This is a genomic window from Kitasatospora sp. NPDC041917 (assembly GCF_055589745.1).
Map to the genome: position 1 here is coordinate 1 of NZ_JBVJBI010000035.1, position 22012 is coordinate 22012.

The window sequence follows — 22012 nt, forward strand, 5'->3', positions numbered from 1 at the left end:
TGGAAGATGAAGCCGATGTGGTCGCGGCGCAGCTGGGTGAGCTGCTTGTCCTTGAGGCCGACGAGCTCGGTGTCGCCGATGGTGGAGGAGCCGGACGTGACGGTGTCCAGGCCGGCCATGCAGTGCATGAGGGTGGACTTGCCGGAGCCGGACGGGCCCATGATGGCGGTGAACTCGCCCTGGGGGAAGGTGACGCTGACGTTGTCGAGGGCGACGACGCGGGTCTCCCCCTCCCCGTAGACCTTGTTCAGGCTGGTGGCTCGGGCGGCCGCCCGCCCGGTGTGGACGGCGGTTGCGGGGAACGTCACGTGGACTCCTCGAACGGATTAACGGAATGTTTAACTCCGTGACATCATCCCAAGCTGTTCGAACGCGATGTGTATGCCGCGCGGACGGTCGGCCCCCGCCCACCCGGCGGGGTGGCGGGGGCGATCTCCTCCTCAGGTATGACGCCGGCCCCTGAGGGATCTGGTCCCGGCCGACTACTCGACCGCCACGCCGAAGGCCGCCGCCAGCCCGGCCAGACCGTTCGTCACCACCCGCCCGGACGGGCTGAACTCCCAGCCGCCGGCGCCCCGGCGGAACGCCCCGAGCAGCATCGCGGTGTCCGGCACCCCGCCGGTCGGTCCCGCCCAGGCGTCCGGACCGCCCGCGCCCGGCCCGTACGCGGCGGCGAGAGCCAGCCCGTGCACGTAGCCGAGCGGCAGCGCCGGGTGCTCCTCCTCCTCGGTGGACACGGCGACCACCACCTCCTCGACGGCGGCCGGCAGTCGGTGCAGGTCCAGCGCCAGCCGGGCCGCCCGGGTCGGCTCGCCCGGCACCGAGCGGGTCGGATGCAGCCGGACGGAACCGTCCGGGTCCTGCGGGCTGTTGAAGAACACGAAGTGCTCGTCGCTCAGCACCCGGCCGCCCGCGCACAGGAAGGCGGTGACGTCCAGCTCCACCGCGTCCCCGCCGGCCGTCCGGCTCTGCCAGCTCACCGTGAGGGCGGTCTCGCCCGCCCCCTCGGGACCGCCGTTCGCGGCGGTGGTGGCGGTGGCAGCGGCGGCGCCGGCATCCCCGGACCCGCCGCCGAGCCGGCCGCGCAGACCCTGCTCGGCGAGCAGGACGACCAGCTCCGGACCGCTCACCAGCGTCAGCGGCTTGCCCTCGATGTAGCTGTACGAGCCGCGGCCGAAGCCCGCGGTGGTGACCAGGATGCCCTTGTTCGCGCCGTGGTGGCGGACGGTGGACTCCAGGTCGCGCACCGCCGTCGGCGGGACGGTCTTCTTGTAGCGCTTCGCCTGGATCACGATCTTGCCGCCGGTCACCGGGTCCAGGTCCTCCGCCACCACGTCCACCCCGACGTCGCCGCTGCGGGCCGTGGTCATCACCCGGAAGCCGCGCAGCCGGAACAGCTCGGCGATCAGGTCCTCGAACTCCAGCGGGTCCATCTCGAACAGGTCCGGCTCGTCCTCGCCGCCGTGCCCGGCCAGGCTCCCGCCGACGCTCTCCGGTCGCCGGTCCGGGCGCACCTCGTCCAGCCGCTCCGGGCGCGCCGACAGCCGGCCGCCCAGGCCCTGGAAGCACTCCAACGGATCCACCCGGTCCAGTGCCAGGCCGGCGAAGCCGGCCCGGGTCGAGGTCAGGGTGGACAGGAAGCGCTCGGCCTCCCGGCCGGTCGCCGGGTCGATGCCGAGGACGAAGCCGTTCAGCACCACCGAGTCCAGCAGCCCGTCCCGGTCCGCCCGGAACAGCTCCGCCGCCACCCGCAGTGCCGACTGCGCCAGCACCTGCCGGTACAGCGCCTTGCGCTCCGTCGCCGGGCGGGCCACCTCGGCCTCGCGGTCGTCCGACTTCACGTACCGCACCCGGGCGGCGGCCGGCACCACGTCCGGCCCGGGCAGCTCCCAGTCCACCACCAACTGCCGGCTCCCGGCGTCGAACGCCGCCACCAGCCGGTGCGGGAAGCCCTCCGGCCAGGCCGCCGAGGCGTACAGGCCCGCGGTGAAGTACTCCTGCACCGCCTCCGGCTCACCCGCCCGCAGCCGGCGCAGCAACTCCTCGGTCCGCGCGGCCAGCTCCTCCTGCTGCCGGCGGGACTGCTCGGCCCAGGCCAGGTACTCCTGGTGGTACCCGGCCAGCCGCTGCTGCCGGTCCGCCTCCCGGGCCTGGGCGGCGTACCAGTCCTGCTCGAACCGGGCCCGGGCCTGGGCCAGGTACTGCTCGTACTGCTGCCGCACCCCCGGGTTGCGGGCCTGGACCGGGTCCGGCGGCGGCACGAAGTACCGGGCCGAGGACTGGTCCGGCATCGGCACCGGCTCGCCCAGCGGACCAGGATCGAACGGCGGCACCGCCGGCGGCGCCAGCAGGGCCTGCGGGCCGAAGGCCGGCGCGGCCAGCCCGGCGGCCAGCAGCCCCCTCAACTCCTCGACCCGGGCGTCCAGTTCGGCCGTCCGCCGGGCCACCTCCGCCTCCCGCGACTGCTGGTGGGCGCGCAGCGCCTCGCGCTCGTCGCGGGCCGCCGCCTTCTGCGTCTCGCGCTGCTCCCGCTCCCGGCGGCGCAGTTCCGCCGCCTCGGCGCGCCACCGGGCCTCCTCCCGGCGCTGCTGCTGTCGCTGCGCCTCCGCCCAGATCGCCAGCACCCCGCTGCTCCGCCGCCCCGACACCGTCCGTCCACCCCATTCGCCTCGCGCCGACCGGCCGCCGCGGCACCGCCTCCCGGCTGCGCCGCCGACCGCGCCCGCAACAATAGAACGTGAACACCCCGCCGGGCCAAGCGCCGGTGACCTGCGGGGCTTTCGGGCGGGGCGACGGCGCCGGAGGGCGTGGCGGCCGAGGTGGCGGAAGCCGACGCGGGCCTGTCCGGCGGTGTGTCGCCGGACAGGCCCACGGGCTCCCGCGCCGTGCTGTCGCGGGGTCAGGAGGAGACGGCGTCGGCCTTCTGGATGGTCGCCCCGAGGTCGCACCAGGTGGTCGAGGTGCCGCCGGACTCGACGCGGTTGCCGTAGTGGGTGTAGTTGCCGTAGCCCGGCTTGTAACAGACGATCCGGCCGGTGAAGGCCGAGCCGACGCAGCGGATCGAGGCGCCCGCGTGGCCGCCGCTGCCGGTGAAGTAGGACGGCGCGTTGCAGCTCAACGCGGTCGTGGTGGCCGAGGCCGGGCCGGCGGCCAGGAGCAGGCCCGAGGCGGCGAGGGCGAGAGCGCCGGTGGTGGCGGCGGCACGCTGGAGAATGCGCATGGCTGTTCCCTTCCCGAGGGGGATCGTTCGTGAGGGATTCACTGACGAGGACGCTAGCCGTGCGTTTTGACGGGGTCACGTCGACCCGAGGGCCCGTCGAGCGGGGTTCGAGCGGAGGTCCGGCCGCCGCCCGCCCGCCAGGGCCCGGAGGCTCCGCGGGAGCGGCCGGCCTGTCGGTGGCACCGGGTAGTCTCGACGGCTACCGACGGCAAGGAGAGACGTGACGATCCCCCCGCAGCACCCGGAGCCCCAGGGCCGCCCCGCCGGCTGGATCTCCACCGGCCTGAGCTGGCAGGACGGCCGCGCCCTGCTCGGGGCCGTGTGCGGAGCCCGGGTGTACGAGCGCGAGGTGGCGCCGGGGGCGGAGGTCGGCTGGCTGCTGGGCGGCCCGCGCCGCTGCGTCGGGGCCTGGCTGGCGGGGGCGACGGAGCGCACGCCCTGCCCGCACCACGCGGTGATCGATCCGGCCGGCGGGGCGACCCAGTGCCCGGCGTGCCAGAGCGTGGACCGCGGCCTCGCCCTGGCCCGGGACCAGATCCTCGACGACGGCCGCACCTACCTGCTCTACCTCGCCTGGTTCGGCGAGGGTCTGCTCAAGGTCGGCCTCACCGCCGAGCAGCGCGGCGACAGCCGGCTGCTCGAACAGGGCGCGTTGGCCTACGCGTTCACCGTCCGCGGTGCCCTGCCGGCGGTCCGGCGCGCCGAACTCACCGTCGCCGCCTCGGGCCTGGCCCGCGAGCGGTACAAGTCCCGCCTCAAGACCGAGCACTGGTGGTCGCACGGGGACGCCCCGTACCGCCGTACGGTGCTCGCCGAGGCCCGCGCCCAGGCGCACCGGCTGCTGGACGGCCATGCCGTGGAGCTGCTCGCCGACCGCCCGGTGGTCGACCACGTCGAGCGCTACGGCCTGGCCGGCGGCGCCCCGGAGGTGTACCGGGAGATCGTCGGGCTGGCCGACGGCGCGGTCGTCGCGGGCCGGCTCCGGCCGCCGGTGGGCCGGCACCTCTTCCTCGACCAGGCGGACGGCTCCGGCCCGCTGCTGCTGGACACCCGGCTGCTCACCGGCTGGACGCTCGGCCCGGTCACCGGCCGCGGTTCCACGGGCCTGACCCTGCGCGAGCGACTGCGTCCGCCGGAGCCGGACACCCAGGAGGCGCTGTTCTGAGAGCGTTCGCGGAACCGTTCCGACCAGTATGGTTGCGTAATAAAACCGCAAGGGCCTGACCTCGGCCTTGCGGTTTTAATTTGCTACCACTTTGGAGGCGAAGACGAGGGGCGCGGTGCAGACCGGCGCCCGCGAGCGGGCGCCGGCCGGTCGGTCAGCCGCTGATCAGGGCCAGGAGCTGGTTCGCGAGTCCCAGCGCCGGGGCGGCCGCCTCGCCGACGCTCTGGGCCAGGCCGGCCAGCAGCAGCAGGGTGTTGCGCCGGCGGCCCGGCTCCTCGGCGGCGGGGCTGGTCAGCACCGGCAGGGCCTCGGCGAGGCTCTGCCGGTCCGCCTCGTGGAGCCGGCCGTCCCGGGCCAGCTCGGTGACCACGGCGGCGAGCCGGGCGAACAGCGCGGCGACCTCCGGCGGCAGGGCCTGGTCGGCGGCCGGGCCGTTGTTGTGCTGGATGCCGACGTTGTTGCTGCCGCCGTGGATGGTGACCCGGTCGCCGTACTGGACGTTCGGGCGCTCGTTCTCGCTCACTTGCTGACTCCCGTGTTTCCCTGGCCGCCGTAGATGTTGACGCTGTCGCCGAACTGGTACTGCCGCAGGTCCACGCTGATGCTCTGGACGACCTGCTGGAACTCGGCCTGCGGGTTCTCGATCGCGCGGGTGATGACGGCCTGCAGCTCGAACGCCGGCTGCGCGGTGTGCCAGGCCAGCACCGCGGTCGGCGGGCCCGCCGTGTCCACGGCCAGCACGTACAGGTCGGGCCGGCGCAGCACCGGCCAGGTGAAGATCAGGAAGTAGACCGCCACGAGGATCAACGCGCCGACGACCATCCCGCCGGACCCGGAGTCCGAGGACGAGCCGCCGGTGGCCTGCGAGATCACGAACACGGGCACGAAGACGACCAGGGCGAAGGCGAGCAGCCGCAGGAGCGCGCGGCGCCGGCCGGGCACGATCAGGGCGGTGCCGACCCTGGCCACGTTGGCAAGCGGGTACGCCGCCTGCCCGATCCAGAGGATGCGGTTGGTGACCGCGATCCGGGTGGTGGTCGGGGCACCGGTGGAACCGCTCGCGAAGGCCGGCGGCGGTGCGGTGGGCGGTGGCGGCCCGAACGGGGCCGGTGTCGGCGGCCCGCCGGGCGGCGGCGGAACGAACGGGAAGGAGCCGGTCTGGCCGGCCCGGGTCGAATCGGCAGGATCGGTCGGCTGCATGGCCATGTCCCCCAAGACTGTCGTGCAGGGGAGGACAATGTGCCAGCATGTTCCGGGTCTGCACAAGTTCATTGTCGTGCCCGATAACTGACATATCGTCGGTTCGTATGCCCAGCCGACTGCCGACTGCCGACTGCCGACCGCGGGCCGTCAGCTCAGCTTGCCGCGCAGCACGCCCGGGCCGGAGCGGGCCCGGCGGGACAGCGGCGGGCGGGACGGGCGGACGTCGGCGCGGGCCGGCTGCTCGGCCGCCTCCGCGGCCCGCCCGGCCAGCGCGGCCCGGGCGGCGGCCAGTGCGACCCGGGCGAGCAGCGGGTCCTCCCGGACACCGGCCGCGTGCTTGGCGCTCTGGCAGGCGGCGCACCAGACCGGCGAGGCCGGCCCGTCCGGGTACACCATCTCCTCGGGCGGCAGATAGTGCCCACCGCACTCGACGCACTCGAAGACGAACCTCATCCGACGATCACCGTCCCGGATCCGTGGCACCGACCGCAGGGCGACCAGAACGTGTGGACGCTGGGCACCATGCTTCCTTCCTCGTCCAGTTCGACCGTTGCCTCGGTCTTCTGGGTCCCCCCGGACCCGCCGCAACCGGAACAGGACTGAACCTCGGGCATATGCCGTCCTTCCGTGGCGGAGCACCACCGTAGCGCGATTCTCCGTCAGGAAGCACCGCCCGCCGGGATCCGCCACCCGTACGGGTAGCGCGAACCACCGCCGCACGCCCCGCGGCAAACAGTGTCGGCCCCCGCCTGAGCACCAGAACGGGGGCCGACCGCAGGAGGGGAGTCGTCAGCCGCGGGCGGCCCGCAGGAACTCCCGGTTCATCGCCGCGATGCTGGGCAGCGGGATGCCCTTGGGGCAGGCGGTGGCGCACTCGCCGGTGTTGGTGCAGCCGCCGAAGCCCTCGGCGTCCATGGCCGAGACCATGTTCCGCACCCGGGCGGCCCGTTCCGGCGCGCCCTGCGGCAGCACGTTGAGGTGCACCACCTTGGCGGAGGTGAAGAGCATCGCCGAGCCGTTCGGGCAGGCCGCCACACAGGCGCCGCAGCCGATGCACTCGGCGTGCTCGAAGGCGGTGTCGGCGACCTCCTTGGGGACGGGTGTGGCGTGCGCCTCGGGGGCGCTGCCGGTGGGGGCGGTGATGTAGCCGCCGGAGCCGATGATCCGGTCGAAGGCCGAGCGGTCCACCACCAGGTCCTTGACCACCGGGAAGGCCGCCGCCCGCCAGGGCTCGACGTCGATGGTGTCGCCGTCCTGGAAGTGCCGCATGTGCAGCTGGCAGGTGGTGGTGCGCTCGGGTCCGTGCGCCCGGCCGTTGATGACCATGCCGCAGGCGCCGCAGATGCCCTCGCGGCAGTCGTGGTCGAAGGCGACCGGCTGGTCGCCGCGGGTGATCAGTTCTTCGTTGAGGGTGTCCAGCATCTCCAGGAAGGACATGTCCGGGCTGATCCCGCTGACCTGGTAGGTGGTCATCGAGCCGGGTGCGTCCGGGCCGGCCTGGCGCCAGATGCGCAGGGTGAGGTTCACGCGTAGCTCCGCTGGGTGGGGTGGACGTGCTCGAAGTCGAGTTCCTCGCGGTGGAGGACGGGTGCCGCGCCGGTGGCGGTGAACTCCCAGGCGGCGGCGTAGGAGAAGTCCTCGTCGCGGCGGGCGGCCTCGCCGTCGGGGGTCTGGCTCTCGGTGCGGAAGTGGCCGCCGCAGGATTCGGCGCGGTGCAGTGCGTCCAGGCACATCAGTTCGGCCAGTTCGAAGTAGTCGACGAGCCGGTTGGCCTTCTCCAGCGACTGGTTGAGCTCCTGCCCGGTGCCGGGCACCTTGATCCGGCGCCAGAACTCCTCGCGCAGCCGCGGGATCCGCTCCAGCGCCCGCCGCAGTCCGGCCTCGTCGCGGGCCATCCCGCACTCGTTCCAGAGCAGTTCGCCGAGTTCGCGGTGGAAGGAGTCCGGGGTGCGGTCGCCGTCCACCGCGAGGATCAGGTTGAGCCGGTCCTCGACCTCGGCCTCCACCTCGGCGAGCACCGGGTGGTCGGAGGGTACGGCGGGCAGCGGGTGGCGGGCCAGGTAGTCGTTGATGGTCGTCGGCAGCACGAAGTAGCCGTCGGCCAGGCCCTGCATCAGGGCGCTGGCGCCGAGCCGGTTGGCGCCGTGGTCGGAGAAGTTGGCCTCCCCGATCGCGAACAGGCCGGGGACGGTGGTCTGCAGGTCGTAGTCGACCCAGAGCCCGCCCATCGTGTAGTGGATCGCCGGGTAGATCCGCATCGGCACCCGGTACGGGTCCTCGGCGGTGATCCGCTCGTACATCTCGAAGAGGTTGCCGTACCTGGCCTCGACGGCGTCCCGGCCCATCCGACGGATCGCGTCGGCGAAGTCCAGGTAGACGCCCTGGCCGCCGGGCCCGACGCCGCGGCCCTCGTCGCAGACGTTCTTGGCGGCCCGGGAGGCGATGTCGCGGGGCACCAGGTTGCCGAACGACGGGTAGATCCGCTCCAGGTAGTAGTCCCGCTCCTCCTCGGGGATCTCGGCCGGCGGCCGGGTGTCGCCCTGCGCCTTGGGCACCCAGATCCGGCCGTCGTTGCGCAGCGACTCGCTCATCAGGGTGAGCTTGGACTGGTGGTCGCCGGAGCGCGGGATGCAGGTCGGGTGGATCTGGGTGAAGCACGGGTTGGCGAAGTACGCGCCGCGCCGGTGCGCCCGCCAGATCGCGGTGGTGTTGGAGTTCTTGGCGTTGGTGGAGAGGTAGAACACGTTGCCGTAGCCGCCGCTGGCGAGCACCACGGCGTCCGCGGTGTAGCTGCGGATCTCGCCGGTGACGAGGTCGCGGGCGACGATGCCGCGGGCCCGGCCGTCGACCACCAGCAGGTCGAGCATCTCGGTGCGCGGGTGCAGTTCCACGTTCCCGGCGGCGATCTGCCGGGAGAGCGCCTGGTAGGCGCCGAGCAGCAGCTGCTGGCCGGTCTGGCCGCGGGCGTAGAAGGTCCGGGAGACCTGCACGCCGCCGAAGGACCGGGTGTCGAGCAGGCCGCCGTACTCGCGGGCGAAGGGCACGCCCTGGGCCACGCACTGGTCGATGATCTCCACCGACACCTGGGCCAGCCGGTGCACGTTGGACTCGCGGGCGCGGAAGTCGCCGCCCTTGACGGTGTCGTAGAACAGCCGGCGGATCGAGTCGCCGTCGTTGCGGTAGTTCTTGGCCGCGTTGATGCCGCCCTGGGCGGCGATCGAGTGGGCGCGCCTGGGGGAGTCCTGGAAGCAGAACTGGACGACGTGGTAGCCCTGTTCGGCCAGGGTGGCGCCGGCCGCGCCGCCGGCCAGGCCGGTGCCGACCACGATCACGGTGTGCTTGCGCCGGTTGGCCGGGTTGACCAGTTTGGCGTCGAACCGCCGCTGGTCCCAGCGCTGTTCGATCGGGCCGGCGGGGGCCCTGGTGTCGGCGACCGGCTCGCCGAGGGTGTACTCCAGGTAGCTCATGTCAGCACTGCTCACTTCACCACTGCTCACTTCACGACTCCGGTCATCACGGCCACGGGGACGGACAGGAACCCGGCCGTCAGCACCAGGGCCAGGCCGTTCGCGATCAGCTTGAGCGCCCGGTCGCGGCGGGCGTTGTTGGCGCCGAGGGTCTGTGCGGCGCTCCAGAACCCGTGTCGGACGTGCAGGCCGACGGCCAGCATCGCGACGACGTAGAACACGTCGACGTACCAGCGGCCGAAGGAGGCCACGATGTTCTGGTACGGGTGGCCGTGCTCGGCGGCCGGGTTCACGGTCAGCGTGGTGAGGTCCAGGACGTGCCAGACGATGAACAGCGCCAGGATCACCCCGCCCCAGCGCATGGTCCTCGTCGCGTAGCTCGCCCGGCGGCGCTTGTGCACGTACCGGCTCGGGCGGGCGGCCAGGTCGCGGCGGCTGAGCTGGTACGCGGAGACGCCGTGCAGCACCACGGCGGCCAGCAGGCCGGCCCGGGCGATCCACAGGAACCACTCGTGGCCCAGGAAGGGCTGCCCGATGGTGCGCAGCCAGGCCGCGTAGCCGTTGATGTCGTCCGGGCCGAAGAACACCTTGAGGTTCCCCAGCATGTGTGCGACCAGGTACAGCAGCATGGCCAGTCCGGTGACGGCCATGACCGCCTTCTTGCCGACGGTCGACCGCCACAGGGTCGCCAGGGTGGACGGGTGCCGGGCCGTCCGAGTCGCGGTTGTCATGGCTGCAACGGTAGGGACGGTGGGTCGGGTGCGTCCAAGACATGATGCGGCTCGTGACGATAGGCACTGGCTATCGGTGCGGCCTATCCTGGCCCTGTGCAGCTCCAGCAACTCCGCTACTTCCTGGCCGTCGCCGAGACCCGGCACTTCACCCGGGCCGCCGAGGCGGCACACGTCGCCCAGCCGTCGCTCTCGCAGCAGATCCGTTCGCTGGAGCGGGAGTTGGGTGCCGAACTGTTCCACCGCACCCGGGGCAACATCGCGCTGACCGACGCCGGGGACGCCCTGCTGCCGCTGGCCCGGCGCATCCTCGCGGACACCGAGAGCGCCCGGCTGGCCGTGCAGGAGACGGTCCAGCTGCGCCGCGGCCGGGTCCGGCTGGGCGCGCCGCCGAGCCTGTGCACCAGCCTGGTGCCGGACGTGCTGCGGGTCTTCCGGGACCGCTACCCGGGGGTGACGCTGGTGGTCCGGGAGGGCGGCTCGCGCGATCTGGTCGGCTGGCTGGCGGCGGGGGAGCTGGACCTCGCGCTGATCATCACCCGGCCGGGCGGGGAACAGGAGCCCGCGCCGGCGGTCACCGAACTGCTGCACGAGGAACTGGTGCTGGTCGCCGCCGAGGGGCGGGCCCGGCGCAAGGTCCGGGTGACGGAGCTGAAGGACCGGCCGCTGGTGATGTTCCGGGAGGGCTACGACGTCCGGGAGGCGACCCTGGCGGCCTGCCGGGCGGCCGGGTTCGAGCCGCGGTTCGCGGTGGAGGGCGGCGAGATGGACGCGGTGCTGGGCTTCGTCCGGGCCGGGCTCGGGCCCGCCGTCGTCCCCGGCATGGTGGCCGCCCGCTCCGGCCTCGCGGTGACCGCGTTCGCCGGGCCCGGCCTCGGCCGCACCATCGCCGTCGCGCACGGCCACGAGGTGCCGCCCACCCGCGCGGCGGAGGCCCTGCGGGAGACCCTGTTGGCGCACCTGCGCGACGCCGCACGCGACGGCGAACTGCCGCCGGGCACCCGGCTGTTGCTGCCGTGAGCCCCGTCGCGAGGCGGAGGACGGGGGTCGGGGGCGGGTAGCCGGAGGACGGCCTGCCGCGCGGAGGGGGCGGGGCGCTCCCGTCAGCGGATCCGGCGGGCGACGGGCCCGCTACGCGGCGGGCGGGGTTCCGCCCGAGCGCAGCGTGAGCAGGGTGATCTCGCTCGGGGCGAAGACCCGGAAGGGCGGGCCCCAGAAGCCGGTGCCGCGGCTGGTGTAGAGCTGGGTCCGCTCCCCGTGCCGGCTCAGGCCGTGCACCACCGGCTGATCGATGCGGACGAGGAAGTTGAACGGCCAGATCTGGCCGCCGTGGGTGTGCCCGGAGACCTGCAGGTCGATGCCGGCGGCAGCGGCCTGCGGGACGTACTTGGGCTGGTGGGCGACGAGCAGGACCGGCAGGGCCGGGTCCGCCCCCGCCAGTGCGCCGAGCAGGTTCGCGCGGTGTCCGGCCAGGCCGGAGGACTCCGCGGTCACGTCGTCCACGCCGGCGAGCACGAGGGCGTCCCCGCCGCGCTCCACCACCACGTGGCGGTTGTGCAGCGGCTCCCAGCCCAGGTCCGCCATCCGGTCCAGCCAGCCCTGGGCCTCGCTGCCGTACTCGTGGTTCCCCGTGACGTAGACCCTGGCCAGCCGCGACCGGATCGTCCCGAGCGGCGCGGACTGCTCCCGGCGCTGGGCGGGGGTGCCGTCGGCGATGTCGCCGGCGTGGACCACGACGTCCGCGTCGAGCGCGTTGACCGCCTCGGTGACCCGCGCCGACCAGCCCGCCCGGTCGATCGGCCCGTAGTGGGTGTCGGCCAGCACCACGACCCGGGTCCCGTCCAGACCGGCGCCGAGCCGCGGGACGCGCACGTCCACCCGCTTCACCCGGGGCACGCGCATCGCCTCGTGGTGCCCCCAGCCCAGCAGCCCGGCCGAGACCAGGGCGACGGCCACGGCCACCGCCCTGGCCCGGTCGGTGCCGCCGACGTCGAGCCCGACGAGCACCAGGTTCACCGCGCCGCCCAGCACCGACCAGGTGAACAGCACCCAGATCATCCCGAGGCTGGTGTCCGCGACGCGGGCGGCCCGGTCGCTGCGCCGCCGCCCGTGGCCCGCGACCATCAGGAAGGGGAAGGAGACCAGCCAGCCGGCGAGGACGACCGTGCCGGCCAGGAAGACCGGGAACGGCCAGTCGGCGCCGGAGGCGAACAGCGTCCACCAGGGCGGCAGGCACAGGAGGACGAGGACGAGCACGAGGACCGTCAGCCGCCGGACCAGGGAACGCCGGCGCCGCGCACCCCCGCCCGGGGCCTCCGTGCCCGCGGCGGGCCGGGGAGCGGCCACGACGGTCTCCGGGCCCTCGCGGTCCGCCGACCGGTGTCCCGACTCCAACTCCATGGATTCGCCTGCTGTCACCGCGTTGCCCTCACATCCGCTGCCGTGCCCTCGCTCCCCATCATCCGGCAGACCGTTGCCGCCGGGCCCGCCCGGGGGCCGCCCTCGTCAGCCGGTCCGTGAAACCCCGGACCGGGCCCGGGCCTCAGCCGCCGCCGTAGGTGGACTGGGTGACCGCGAAGACGTTGCGTCCGCCCGTGGTCTCCTGCAGCGACCACAGCAGGTCGGGCTCGGTGGCGTCCTCCCAGTACGAGAGGCTCTCGCCGCCGCCCACCCAGGCGAAGGTCGAGGGGCCGGCGGTCGGGGTCCAGTAGTAGAGCTTCTTCTGCCCCGAGGAGTTGAACCACCAGCGGCCGTTGTGGGAGGCCACGCCGTTGAGGTTGTACCAGGGCAGTTGGAGGGCCTGGCCGGCGGTCGTCGTCGCGGCGAACGTCGTCGCCCCGGGGGCGAAGGGGAAGCGGACGGCCCTCGGCGGGCGGTTGGGGTAGTCGACGCAGTCCGCCTGGCAGGTGTACTCCGTCATCACGATCGACTTGCTGACCCGGTCGAGGGAGATCGACGACCACACCAGTTTGGGTCCGGTGGCGGTCTGCGCGGTGACCGTGCCGATCTGGGGCAGCACGTACGCGTAGTTGTGGGCGTAGTAGACGGAGCCGGACTGGCGGCCGATCCGGTCGGCGGTGCCGCCGGTGTCGGTGTTGAGGATCTTGCGCATGTCGAAGACGCGCATGCCGCGGCCGGTGTCGGCGACGTAGAGGTAGTCGCCGTACCAGGAGACGCCGCCGGCGTGGATCGGGATGTCCTTGAAGTCCGGCGCGGCCGCGGTTCCGGTCGGCTCCACCAGGAGGATCTTGCGGTACTTGTTGGGGTAGGTGGCGTCCCAGTCGGCCAGGGTGATCCGGCTGCGCTGCTGGGCGCCGTCGCAGCCGTCCTTGGTGTACCAGCTCACCAGCACGAGCTGGTGGCCGTCGTAGTTGCCGCTGTTCGCCGTCCCCACGGCGTCCCGGCTCGTGGTGATGCCCTGGGGGAAGCTCTGGCAGTCGGAGTTGTCGCCGTCGTCGAACCGGAAGCCGGTGGACAGGCCGGCCACGGAGAAGGACGCGGGGAGCGGCTGCCGGTCGTGGTTCGCGTTCTCCATCACCGTGTGCACGGCGGAGGTCCCCAGCGTCGTGGCGAGCGCCGAGTTGAGTGTGTCGTACTGGTGGTAGTCCGAGGTGAGGGTGTAGCCGGACGCGGTCAGGGCCGTCGGCGCCGCAGCGGCCGCCGCCGGCGAGGCGCCGGCGATCGTGCCGGTGACGAGCAGTCCGGCCGCGAGCAGCGCTCGTGCCGCTGTTCTGACGTGACGGAACATCAAGGTGAGCCCTCCGTGCGAAATGGATCAACGGGGCCACACACGGTAGGGCGCGTTGAGCATGTCCGCAACACCCCGAGGAGGGCCGACGCGGACCCCGGAACAGCCGCCGGCGCGGGCAGGAGCCGACACGGCGCCCGGCCCTTCGCCCCGGCCCCGGCGCGTCCTCCCCGGGTGCGCACACGGCGAAGGCCCGGGGCTGCGGGCCCCGAGCCTTCGTGGTGCGCGCGCGGTCAGGCCGGCAGTGCGGCCTCGATCGCGGTGATCAGCTCCGGCGCCTCCGGGTCGACCGGGGGGCGCAGGCGCGCGACGACGGTGCCGTCCGGGGAGATCAGGAACTTCTCGAAGTTCCAGGAGACGTCCCCGGCCTGGCCGTCGGCGTCGGCGACCCCGGTGAGCTTGGCGTACAGCGGGTGGCGGTCCTCGCCGTTGACGTCGATCTTCTCGAACAGCGGGAAGGTCACGCCGTAGGTGGTGGAACAGAAGGTGCGGATCTCCTCGGCGCTGCCCGGCTCCTGCCCGGCGAACTGGTTGCAGGGGAAGCCCAGCACGGTGAACCCGCGCCCGGCGTACCGCTTCTGGAGCCGCTCCAGGCCCTCGTACTGCGGGGTCAGGCCGCACCGGGAGGCGACGTTGACGATGAGCAGCGCCTTGCCCTTGTGGTCGGCCAGCGAGGTGGCCGCGCCGTCGAGGGTGCGCAGCGGGATGTCGTACAGGCTCACGGGAGTGGTCCTTTCGGGGAGTCGTCGGGCCGGGCCTCTTCCGGGGCCACGGTAGCGGCCGTGACCTGATCAACCGCGGTCGGCGTGCCGGTGTTCCGGGTGCGGGGGCGCGTGGGGGCGTGCGGAGCGGCTCGTCCGCCCCCGCGCGACCGGCCGCGGCGCGTTCGGAGCGGGCCGAGCGTGCGTTCAGAGCGCCAGCGGCCTGATGGCCGTCGGGGCGTGCTCCGGGAGGGTGGCCGTCTCCTCGAACTCGTTGACCTTGTCGATGTCGGCGGCGGCCATCGAGATGTTGGTGACCCGCTCCAGGATCGCCTCGACCACGACCGGGACGCGGAACTCCGCGGCCAGCTTCTTGGCCTCCTCGAACGCGGGCAGCAGGCCCTGCGGCTCGGTGACCCGGATCGCCTTGCAGCCCAGGCCCTCGACGACCTTGACGTGGTCGACGCCGTAGACGCCCAGCTCCGGGGAGTTGACGTTCTCGAACTCCGGGTTGACCTGGTAGTCGATGTCGAAGTTGCGCTGCGCCTGGCGGATCAGGCCCAGGTAGGAGTTGTTCACCAGCACGTGGACGTACGGGATGCGGTGCTGGGCGCCGACCGCCAGCTCCTCGATCATGAACTGGAAGTCGTAGTCGCCGGAGAGCGCGACGACCTGGCCCCCGGGGTCGGCGGTGGCGACGCCCAGCGCGGCCGGGACGGTCCAGCCGAGCGGGCCGGCCTGGCCGCAGTTGATCCAGTGCCGCGGCCGGTAGACGTGCAGTAGCTGCGCGCCGGCGATCTGGGACAGGCCGATGGTGGTGACGTAGCGGGTCTCCGGGCCGAAGGCCCTGTTCATCTCCTCGTACACGCGCTGCGGCTTGAGGGGCACGTCGTCGAAGTGGGTGCGGCGCTGGAGCAGGGCCTTGCGCTCCTGGGTGGAGGCGGCCCAGGTGCCGCGGTCCTTGAGGGTGCCGGCGGCCCGCAGCTCGCGCGCCACCTCGACGAACAGTTCCAGCGCGGCCTTGGCGTCGGAGGCGATGCCGAGGTCCGGGGCGAAGATCCGGCCGAGCTGGGTGGGCTCGATGTCGACGTGGACGAAGGTGCGGCCCGCGGTGTAGACGTCCAGGCCGCCGGTGTGGCGGTTGGCCCAGCGGTTGCCGATGCCGAGGACGAAGTCGGAGGCGAGGAAGGTCTCGTTGCCGTAGCGGTGCGAGGTCTGCAGGCCGACCATGCCGGCGTTCAGCCGGTGGTCGTCCGGGACGATGCCCCAGCCCATCAGGGTCGGGACCACCGGGACGCCGGTGAGCTCGGCGAACTCCAGCAGCAGCTCGCCGGCGTCGGCGTTGATGACGCCGCCGCCGGCGACGATCAGCGGGCGCTCGGACCGCTGGAGCAGCGCGACGGCCTTCTCGATCTGGGTGCGGTTGGCGGCCGGCTTGTAGACCGGCAGCGGCTGGTAGGCCTCCGGGTCGAAGTCGATCTCGGTGAGCTGGACGTCGATCGGCAGGTCGATCAGGACCGGGCCGGGGCGGCCGGAGCGCATCAGGTGGAAGGCCTGCTGGAACACGCCGGGGACCTGCGCGGCCTCCAGCACGGCGGGGTCCGTCGGGGCGTCAAGAGGAGTTCAACAGAATGTGGAAGCCTCGGGCGGGGTCGGCGGCGGGGTGGCGGCGGGGCGCCGGTGGGTCGGCGGTGGGGCGGGAGAACGGGCCGGGAGCAGGGCGGCGCGGCGCGGCCGGACCGGCGGGGATTCGCATGCCCGAACGGCAGTCGCGCTGGTGTACCCGGGGAACCGGACGCTCCGCGCCGGGAAGCGCAGCCGGTGTGCAGTGGCGGTGAAGGGACGGTGCCGGTCGTCGGCCCGCCCCGCCGCGCTGGGTACCGTCGGTGGCACGCCGGGCCCGTGACGTCCAACTGAGGCCGCGGCAGGGGGGTTTGGGAGCGCCGCGGAGCGGGGGAACTCCGCCGGTGGCCCCGTCCAGGACCAGCGTGCCCGGTCCGCCGCACCCGAGCGAGGGACGCACCCCCCTGGCCGCACCGACCCGACACCCGCCGCCGCGCTCTGGTCCGCCCGGACCCGCGGCCGTACCGCTGTCGCCGCCCCCGGCGCGGTCCCTTCCCCACTTCTTCCTCGTGCTCCCCTTCTTCCTCGTGCTCCCCGCCCTTGCAACGGCGCGCCCGCTGCGGCGGGCGCGCGGAAGGAACGTCCCCATGCGCTGCTGCACCCCTGCCCGGTCCCTGGTGGTGACCGGGTGAACCCGCCGCCCCACCGGAGCGACAGCCCGCCGGGCCGCCTCCGCAAGCACGGCCCGCCGGGCCGGCCCCGCACCCCGGCCGCCGTCCTGCGCGCCGTCCCCTGGCGCCATGACCTGCCGGCCTCGCTGGTGGTGTTCCTGGTCGCCCTCCCGCTCTGCGTCGGCGTCGCCGTCGCCTCCGGCGTCCCGGCCGAACTCGGGCTGGTCACCGGGATCGTCGGCGGCCTGGTCGTCGGCCTGCTGCCCGGCAGCAGCCTCCAGGTCAGCGGCCCCGCCGCCGGACTGACCGTCCTGGTCGCCGACGCCGTCCAGCGCTTCGGCGCCGGCGCGCTCGGCCTGCTGGTGCTCGCCACCGGCCTGCTCCAGCTGGCGATGGGCGCCCTGCGGCTCGGCCGCTGGTTCCGGGCGATGTCCGCCTCGGTGGTGCACGGCATGCTGGCCGGCATCGGACTGACCCTGGTGTTCGGCCAGCTCTACGCGCTCGCCGACCGCCGCGCCCCCGCCACCGGGCCGGAGAAGATCGCCGGACTGCCCGCCCTCCTGGGCGACGTGCTGACCGCCGCGGCCAACCCGAGCGCGGTCGCCCTCGGCCTCGGCACCCTGCTGGTCCTGGTCGGCTGGAAGTACCTGCCGGAGCGCGCCGCCCGGGCCGTCCCCGCCCCGCTGGCCGCCGTCGGCCTGGCCGCCGCCGTCACCGCGGTCGCCGACCTGCCGGTGGCCCGGATCCGGGTGGCCGGACTGTTCGACGTGGTGCACCTGCCCGACCGCGAGTCGCTGACTGCTCTGGCCGGCACCGCCGGGCTCGGCACGGTCGTCGCCTTCACCCTGATCGCCTCCGCCGAGACGCTGTTCAGCGCCGCCGCCGTCGACCGGATGCACCACGGCCCGCGCACCCACTACGACCGCGAACTCACCGCCCAGGGCGTCGGCAACACCGTCTGCGGACTGCTCGGCGCGCTGCCGATGACCGCCGTGATCGTGCGCAGCGCCACCAACGTCCAGGCCGGCGCTCGCACCAAGGCCTCGCGGGTGCTGCACGGCGGCTGGCTGCTGCTGTTCACCGCGCTGCTGCCCGGCGCGCTCGGGCTGGTGCCGCTCACCGCGCTGGCCGCCGTCCTGGTGCACGCCGGCGCCAAGCTGGTGCCGCTGCGCCGGATCGTCGCGCTCTGCCGCGGGCACCTGGGCGAGGCGCTGGTGCTGGTGGTGACGGCGGCCGCGATCATCGCCACCGACCTGTTCGAGGGGGTGCTGATCGGCGTCGGCCTGGCGGTGGCCAAGTCCGCCTGGCAGACCTCGCACCTGCAGATCGCGGTGGAGGAGCAGCCGCAGCCGACCGGGGAGGCGCTGCACCGGGTGCGGCTGAGCGGCAACGCCACCTTCCTGCGGCTGCCCCGACTGCTGGACACCCTGGAGCGGCTGCCGGCGGACCGGCCGGTGGAGCTGGACTGGTCCGGGCTGCGCCACCTGGACCACGCCTGCACGGTGGCGCTGGTCTCCTGGGCCGCCCAGCACCGGGCCCGCTCCACCGCGCCGCTGGCGGTCGACCCGCCGCTGCCTGGCGTCGCCTGAGGTCAGGAGGCAGGCTCTAGCCTGGTCGCTGGTTCGGGTCGGCCCGGACCAGCGACCCGTGTCGTCCAGCACAAGGAGCGCAGAGCCGTGATCGCAGCTTTTTCGGTGACCCCGCTGGGGATCGGCGAGGACGTGGGGGAGGCGGTGGCCGCCGCCGTCCGGGTGGTGCGGGAGAGCGGTCTCCCGAACCGCACGGACGCGATGTTCACCAGCATCGAGGGGGAGTGGGACGAGGTGATGCCGGTGATCAGGGCGGCGATCGAGGCGGTGAAGGCGTACGGCAACCGGGTGAGCACGGTCATCAAGATCGACGACCGGGCCGGGGTCACCGACGGCCTCACCGCCAAGGTCGCCTCGGTCGAGCGGCACCTGGCCGCCGGGGGCCCGTCGGACCGCTGAGGGACCGTCGGACCGTTGACGACCGACGGACCGTCAGGTGGGCTTCTCCGGAAGCTGGTTGGCTCTGGCCGGCCGATCAGACCGTCGGCGTCGGCCGGATCGCCGGCTCGGCCGCGGCGGCCGGCGGCCTGCGGGTGAGCAGCCGGTCCAGGGCGTACGGGCCGGAGCCGAGCGTCGCGATGGCCAGGAAGGCCCAGCAGAACAGCACCGAGGGCTCGCCCCCGTTCTGCAGGGGCAGCAGGGCGTGCTCCTGGTGGACGGTGAAGTAGGCGTAGGCCATCGAGCCGGAGCAGAGCAGGGCGGCCACCCTGGTGCCGGCGCCGAGCAGCACCAGGGCGCCGCCGACCAGCTGGATCAGCGCGGCCCACCAGCCGGGCCACTGGCCGAGCGGGACGGTGCCGCCGCCCTTGGCGCCGCCGAGCACGCCGAACAGCGAGGCGGCGCCGTGGCAGGCGAAGAGCAGGCCGACGACGATCCGAAAGGCCGTCAGCACGACGGGTCTGGCGGCGTCGGCGGCCTGCCGGGGGTGGTTGGGGCGGTGTGCGGGCATGCGAAACGCCTCCTGTGGGGGAAGGAGGTGGATGGGAGCGGTAAGGGTAGACTTGGTCTAGTCCACTTGGCAATGCTCCGTCAGAGATCAGGTCTGGACCAATAGTTGCTCTTTCTTGACCGCTCGGTCCAGAAAGGGCTACTGTTCCCGGCATGGCGCGAACGAAGGAATTCGACCCGGACGCGGCGCTGCAGGCGGCCCTGGAGCTGTTCTGGCAGCGCGGCTACGAGGCGACGTCGATGGCCGACCTGGTCGAGCGGCTCGGCATCGCCCGGGCCAGCATCTACGCGACCTTCGGCAGCAAGCGCGAGCTGTACCTGCGGGCGCTGGAGCGCTACTGCGAGCAGAGCGACTCGGCACGGCTGCTCGACCTCTCCCGGCCCGGCCCGGCGCTGCCGGCGGTCAGGGCGCTGGTCCGCCGGTACGCCGTGACGGACGAGGAGGAGGGCCGGCGCGGCTGCTTCGTCACCAATACGGCGGTGGAGCTGGCCCCGCACGACCCGGCGGCGTCCCGCCGGGTGGAGGCGAGCCTCGACCGCCTGGAGACGCTGCTCACCGCCGCCCTGGCGCGGGCCGCCGCGCAGGGCGAACTGCCCGCCGGGCGGGATCCGCGGACGCTCGCCCGGATGCTGGTCGTGCTGCTGCAGGGCATCCGGGTGGTGGGCAAGACCGCCGACGGCGCGCCCCGGGCGCGGGATGCCGCCGAGCAGGCGCTGGCACTGCTGGACTGACGCCGGCCGGCCCGGGCCGGCGTCTTTTTCGGGGCTCATTCTTGACCGAACGGTCTTTATAGAGGGGAGGGTTTTACATGGCCGTCATCACTACCGGCCGGTACGGCTTCGCGCTGCTCGGTGTCGTCCAGGCAGTGCTGATCTTCACGATCATGATCCTGACCGTGCCGCTGCCGCTGGTGGCGCGGGAGTTCGGGCTCGGCCCGTCCGGGGTGCTGCTGCTCAGCGCCGCCTACGGGCTCTCCTTCAGCTCCCTGCTGCTGCTCGGCGGCCGCTTGACGGACCGCCACGGCGGCCGCCCGGTGCTCCGCGCCGGCCTGGCGCTGCTCGCCGCCGCCTCGATCGCCTGCGCCCTCGCGCCCGGCTACCCCGTCCTGCTGGCGAGCCGCTTCGTGCAGGGCGTCGGCGCCGCCCTCACCGCCCCGGCGGCGGTCGCGGTGGTCCGGGTGCTGCACCCCGAACCGGCTGCCTACCGGCGGGCGATGGCCACCTGGGGCGGTCTGTCGGTGCTCGGGGCCACCGTCGGCAGCGTGGTCTCGGGCGCGGTCGCCGCGGCGGTCTCCTGGCGCTGGCTGTTCGCGGTGCCCGTACTGGTCGCCCTGCTCGGCCTCGTCCGTTCCGCGGCCCTGCCCGCGGCCGCCCCGGTCGGCACCCGCCCGGCGCTGGACCTGAGCGGTGCCGCCCTCGCCACCGCCGGTGTCTGCACGGCGAGTTACGCTCTGGTGGCCTCCACCGAACACGGCTGGCGCAGCCCCGGGACGTACGGCCCGCTGGTCGCCGGGGCGCTCCTGCTGTCGGCCTTCGCCGCCGCCGAACGCCGCACCGCCGACCCGCTGCTGCCGCCCGGCTTCCTCGCCGACCGGCGCCGGGCCACCGCGCTCGCGGCCGTCATGGCCACCGCCGCCGGCACCGCGCTCACCTTCGTCCTGCTGTCGCTCTACCTCCAGCAGCTGCTCGGCTGGAGCGCCGCGGCCACCTCCGCCGCCTTCCTGCCGTACGCGGCCGTCCTGCTGCTCTCCAGTCGGCTCGCCGGCCCGCTGAGCGTCCGGTACGGCCCGGTGGCGGTCACCGCCGGCGGCCTCGCCCTGGCCGCCGCCGGACTCGGCCTGCTGGCCGGGCTCGGCCCCGGCAGCGGCTACGCCCTCGGACTGCTGCCCGGACTGCTCCTGCTGCCCGCCGGCGCCGCCGCGGCCTTCGCCGGTGCGACCGTGCTCGCCACCGGCGGGGTGCCGCCCGAGCGCACCGGACTGGCCGCGGGAGTGTTCAACACGGCCATGGAACTCGGCCCCACCGCCGGACTGGCCGCCCTGATGGCGCTCGCCGCCACCCGCCCGAGCGTGGTCGGCGGCTACGCCGCGGCCTTCGCGGCGGCCGCCGTCGGGCTGGCGCTCACCGCCGTCGCGGTCGCCGCCCTGCCCCGGACCATCAGCCCCACCAGCCCCACCGCAACCGAACACGCCGACCGCATCAAGGAGTTCACCTCATGACCACGCGTTTCGCCGACAAGTCCGTCCTGGTCACCGGCGCCGGCAGCGGCATCGGCCGGGCCATCGCGCTCGCCTTCGCCCGTGAGGGCGCCCGGGTCGCGGTCGCCGGCCGCGGCGCGGGCCCGCTCGCCGGGACCGTCGAGCTGATCGAGCGGGCCGGCGGCAAGGCGGTCGCGCTCACCGGCGACGTGACGAACGCCCAGGACGCCGCCCGGCTGGTCCGGGAGGCCGTCGAGCTGTTCGGCGGCCTGGACGTCGCCGTCAACAACGCCGGAGTGTTCGGCGCCGCCGGCCCGGTCGCCGACATCGACGAGGCCGAGTGGCAGCGGGTGATCGGCGTCAACGTCACCGGAACCCTGCTCGCCATGCAGGCGCAGATCGCCCACATGCGGGCCCACGGCGGCGGCGCGATCGTCAACGTCTCGTCCAACCTCGGTGCCCACAAGCGGATCGCGGGCGTCGGCGCCTACGCCGCCAGCAAGGCCGCGGTCACCGTGCTGACCCGGGCCGCCGCCCTCGACCACATCGCCGAGGGCGTGCGGATCAACACCGTCAGCCCCGGCGCGGTGGACACCCCGATGTCCTCCCGGCCGGGCGAGGACGCCGAGGCCAAGGCCGAGCGGATGAGGGCCGAGGTCCCGGTCGGCCGGGTCGGCGCGACGGAGGAGGTGGCCGCCGCGGTGCTGTACCTGGCCTCCGACGAGGCGGGCTACACCGTCGGCAGCGACCTGGTGCTGGACGGCGGCTCCTCCGCCTGACCCGCCCCTCCGCCGGGCAGCCCTCCGCC

At 74.0% G+C, this 22012-nt stretch carries 20 protein-coding genes and 1 pseudogene; 7 read left to right on the top strand and 14 right to left on the bottom strand.

Annotation, left to right across the window (positions count from 1 at the left end; translation table 11 throughout):
- The 3 genes from ACZ6EM_RS30725 to ACZ6EM_RS30735 all read right to left on the bottom strand — a co-directional run.
- Positions 1 to 308 (bottom strand): ATP-binding cassette domain-containing protein (locus tag ACZ6EM_RS30725; RefSeq protein WP_359913838.1); only part of this gene is annotated, 308 nt, incomplete at its 3' end.
- Between the two features lie 174 nt (positions 309 to 482).
- The gene (locus ACZ6EM_RS30730) at positions 483 to 2624 is read right to left on the bottom strand and encodes a restriction endonuclease (RefSeq protein ID WP_465773756.1); all 2142 of its coding nucleotides are present in this window, start codon (positions 2622 to 2624) and stop codon (positions 483 to 485) included.
- Positions 2625 to 2899: 275 nt separating this feature from the next.
- Positions 2900 to 3220, bottom strand: a complete 321-nt coding sequence (locus ACZ6EM_RS30735) for a hypothetical protein (RefSeq protein WP_401048610.1) — start codon at positions 3218 to 3220, stop codon at positions 2900 to 2902.
- Positions 3221 to 3440: 220 nt separating this feature from the next.
- Here ACZ6EM_RS30735 and ACZ6EM_RS30740 point away from each other — a divergent pair, with 220 nt between their 5' ends.
- The gene (locus ACZ6EM_RS30740; RefSeq protein WP_465773757.1) at positions 3441 to 4385 is read left to right on the top strand and encodes a DUF2797 domain-containing protein; all 945 of its coding nucleotides are present in this window, start codon (positions 3441 to 3443) and stop codon (positions 4383 to 4385) included.
- A 154-nt stretch (positions 4386 to 4539) separates the two neighbouring features.
- Here ACZ6EM_RS30740 and ACZ6EM_RS30745 read toward each other — a convergent pair whose 3' ends face one another.
- The 6 genes from ACZ6EM_RS30745 to ACZ6EM_RS30770 form a co-directional block, all read right to left on the bottom strand.
- Positions 4540 to 4908: a hypothetical protein gene (locus ACZ6EM_RS30745; RefSeq protein ID WP_401048608.1), complete on the bottom strand. Its 369-nt coding sequence runs from the start codon at positions 4906 to 4908 to the stop codon at positions 4540 to 4542.
- Positions 4905 to 5591 (bottom strand): DUF6232 family protein, encoded by a 687-nt coding sequence (locus ACZ6EM_RS30750; protein WP_401048606.1) that lies wholly within the window; start codon positions 5589 to 5591, stop codon positions 4905 to 4907. The genes ACZ6EM_RS30745 and ACZ6EM_RS30750 overlap by 4 nt, the downstream gene beginning before the upstream one ends.
- 144 nt (positions 5592 to 5735) lie before the next feature.
- Positions 5736 to 6041, bottom strand: a complete 306-nt coding sequence (locus ACZ6EM_RS30755) for a hypothetical protein (protein ID WP_401048604.1) — start codon at positions 6039 to 6041, stop codon at positions 5736 to 5738.
- Positions 6042 to 6377: 336 nt separating this feature from the next.
- Complete coding sequence (locus ACZ6EM_RS30760) at positions 6378 to 7115, bottom strand: succinate dehydrogenase/fumarate reductase iron-sulfur subunit (protein WP_359913819.1); 738 nt, start codon at positions 7113 to 7115, stop codon at positions 6378 to 6380.
- Positions 7112 to 9055 carry a fumarate reductase/succinate dehydrogenase flavoprotein subunit gene (locus tag ACZ6EM_RS30765; RefSeq protein ID WP_465773789.1) on the bottom strand — a complete coding sequence of 648 codons (1944 nt, stop codon included), beginning with the start codon at positions 9053 to 9055 and terminating at the stop codon, positions 7112 to 7114. Before ACZ6EM_RS30765 ends, ACZ6EM_RS30760 begins: the two co-directional genes overlap by 4 nt.
- 26 nt (positions 9056 to 9081) lie before the next feature.
- Positions 9082 to 9786 (bottom strand): succinate dehydrogenase cytochrome b subunit, encoded by a 705-nt coding sequence (locus tag ACZ6EM_RS30770; protein WP_401048602.1) that lies wholly within the window; start codon positions 9784 to 9786, stop codon positions 9082 to 9084.
- Between the two features lie 96 nt (positions 9787 to 9882).
- Here ACZ6EM_RS30770 and ACZ6EM_RS30775 point away from each other — a divergent pair, with 96 nt between their 5' ends.
- Positions 9883 to 10806: a LysR family transcriptional regulator gene (locus tag ACZ6EM_RS30775; protein WP_452180109.1), complete on the top strand. Its 924-nt coding sequence runs from the start codon at positions 9883 to 9885 to the stop codon at positions 10804 to 10806.
- Positions 10807 to 10917: 111 nt separating this feature from the next.
- Here ACZ6EM_RS30775 and ACZ6EM_RS30780 read toward each other — a convergent pair whose 3' ends face one another.
- The 4 genes and pseudogenes from ACZ6EM_RS30780 to gcl form a co-directional block, all read right to left on the bottom strand.
- The gene (locus ACZ6EM_RS30780; protein WP_465773758.1) at positions 10918 to 12186 is read right to left on the bottom strand and encodes a metallophosphoesterase; all 1269 of its coding nucleotides are present in this window, start codon (positions 12184 to 12186) and stop codon (positions 10918 to 10920) included.
- A 142-nt stretch (positions 12187 to 12328) separates the two neighbouring features.
- The gene (locus ACZ6EM_RS30785) at positions 12329 to 13534 is read right to left on the bottom strand and encodes a hypothetical protein (RefSeq protein WP_465773759.1); all 1206 of its coding nucleotides are present in this window, start codon (positions 13532 to 13534) and stop codon (positions 12329 to 12331) included.
- Between the two features lie 233 nt (positions 13535 to 13767).
- A complete protein-coding gene (locus ACZ6EM_RS30790; protein WP_465773760.1) occupies positions 13768 to 14256 on the bottom strand; it encodes a glutathione peroxidase in 489 nt (162 codons plus the stop codon).
- A 186-nt stretch (positions 14257 to 14442) separates the two neighbouring features.
- Positions 14443 to 15828 (bottom strand): annotated as a pseudogene (gene gcl / locus ACZ6EM_RS30795) (glyoxylate carboligase); the annotation flags it as partial.
- A 748-nt stretch (positions 15829 to 16576) separates the two neighbouring features.
- Here gcl and ACZ6EM_RS30800 point away from each other — a divergent pair.
- Positions 16577 to 18058, top strand: coding sequence for a SulP family inorganic anion transporter (locus ACZ6EM_RS30800; RefSeq protein ID WP_452180117.1), 1482 nt, complete (start codon positions 16577 to 16579; stop codon positions 18056 to 18058).
- Positions 18059 to 18145: 87 nt separating this feature from the next.
- The gene (locus tag ACZ6EM_RS30805) at positions 18146 to 18457 is read left to right on the top strand and encodes an MTH1187 family thiamine-binding protein (protein WP_375875015.1); all 312 of its coding nucleotides are present in this window, start codon (positions 18146 to 18148) and stop codon (positions 18455 to 18457) included.
- 76 nt (positions 18458 to 18533) lie between these two features.
- Here the strand turns inward: ACZ6EM_RS30805 and ACZ6EM_RS30810 are convergent, their stop codons facing one another.
- Positions 18534 to 19007, bottom strand: coding sequence for a DoxX family protein (locus ACZ6EM_RS30810; RefSeq protein WP_401052039.1), 474 nt, complete (start codon positions 19005 to 19007; stop codon positions 18534 to 18536).
- A gap of 152 nt (positions 19008 to 19159) precedes the next feature.
- Between ACZ6EM_RS30810 and ACZ6EM_RS30815 the strand changes: the two genes are divergently transcribed.
- From ACZ6EM_RS30815 to ACZ6EM_RS30825, 3 genes are all read left to right on the top strand, one after another.
- Complete coding sequence (locus ACZ6EM_RS30815; protein ID WP_359912446.1) at positions 19160 to 19738, top strand: TetR/AcrR family transcriptional regulator; 579 nt, start codon at positions 19160 to 19162, stop codon at positions 19736 to 19738.
- A gap of 77 nt (positions 19739 to 19815) precedes the next feature.
- Entirely contained in the window at positions 19816 to 21225 is a 1410-nt protein-coding gene (locus ACZ6EM_RS30820; RefSeq protein WP_401052036.1) for an MFS transporter, read from the top strand.
- Positions 21222 to 21983, top strand: a complete 762-nt coding sequence (locus ACZ6EM_RS30825) for an SDR family NAD(P)-dependent oxidoreductase (protein WP_401052033.1) — start codon at positions 21222 to 21224, stop codon at positions 21981 to 21983. The genes ACZ6EM_RS30820 and ACZ6EM_RS30825 overlap by 4 nt, the downstream gene beginning before the upstream one ends.
- Positions 21984 to 22012: the final 29 nt, after the last annotated feature.

Excerpts from the sequence above, each read along its gene's own strand:
- ACZ6EM_RS30765 (WP_465773789.1), bottom strand. The coding sequence starts at position 9,055 with ATGAGCTACCTGGAGTACACCCTCGGCGAGCCGGTCGCCGACACCAGG.
- ACZ6EM_RS30780 (WP_465773758.1), bottom strand. The coding sequence starts at position 12,186 with ATGGAGTTGGAGTCGGGACACCGGTCGGCGGACCGCGAGGGCCCGGAG.
- ACZ6EM_RS30825 (WP_401052033.1), top strand. The coding sequence starts at position 21,222 with ATGACCACGCGTTTCGCCGACAAGTCCGTCCTGGTCACCGGCGCCGGC.
- ACZ6EM_RS30810 (WP_401052039.1), bottom strand. The coding sequence starts at position 19,007 with ATGCCCGCACACCGCCCCAACCACCCCCGGCAGGCCGCCGACGCCGCC.
- ACZ6EM_RS30785 (WP_465773759.1), bottom strand. The coding sequence starts at position 13,534 with ATGTTCCGTCACGTCAGAACAGCGGCACGAGCGCTGCTCGCGGCCGGA.
- ACZ6EM_RS30755 (WP_401048604.1), bottom strand. The coding sequence starts at position 6,041 with ATGAGGTTCGTCTTCGAGTGCGTCGAGTGCGGTGGGCACTATCTGCCG.
- ACZ6EM_RS30750 (WP_401048606.1), bottom strand. The coding sequence starts at position 5,591 with ATGGCCATGCAGCCGACCGATCCTGCCGATTCGACCCGGGCCGGCCAG.
- ACZ6EM_RS30735 (WP_401048610.1), bottom strand. The coding sequence starts at position 3,220 with ATGCGCATTCTCCAGCGTGCCGCCGCCACCACCGGCGCTCTCGCCCTC.
- ACZ6EM_RS30820 (WP_401052036.1), top strand. The coding sequence starts at position 19,816 with ATGGCCGTCATCACTACCGGCCGGTACGGCTTCGCGCTGCTCGGTGTC.
- ACZ6EM_RS30815 (WP_359912446.1), top strand. The coding sequence starts at position 19,160 with ATGGCGCGAACGAAGGAATTCGACCCGGACGCGGCGCTGCAGGCGGCC.
- ACZ6EM_RS30770 (WP_401048602.1), bottom strand. The coding sequence starts at position 9,786 with ATGACAACCGCGACTCGGACGGCCCGGCACCCGTCCACCCTGGCGACC.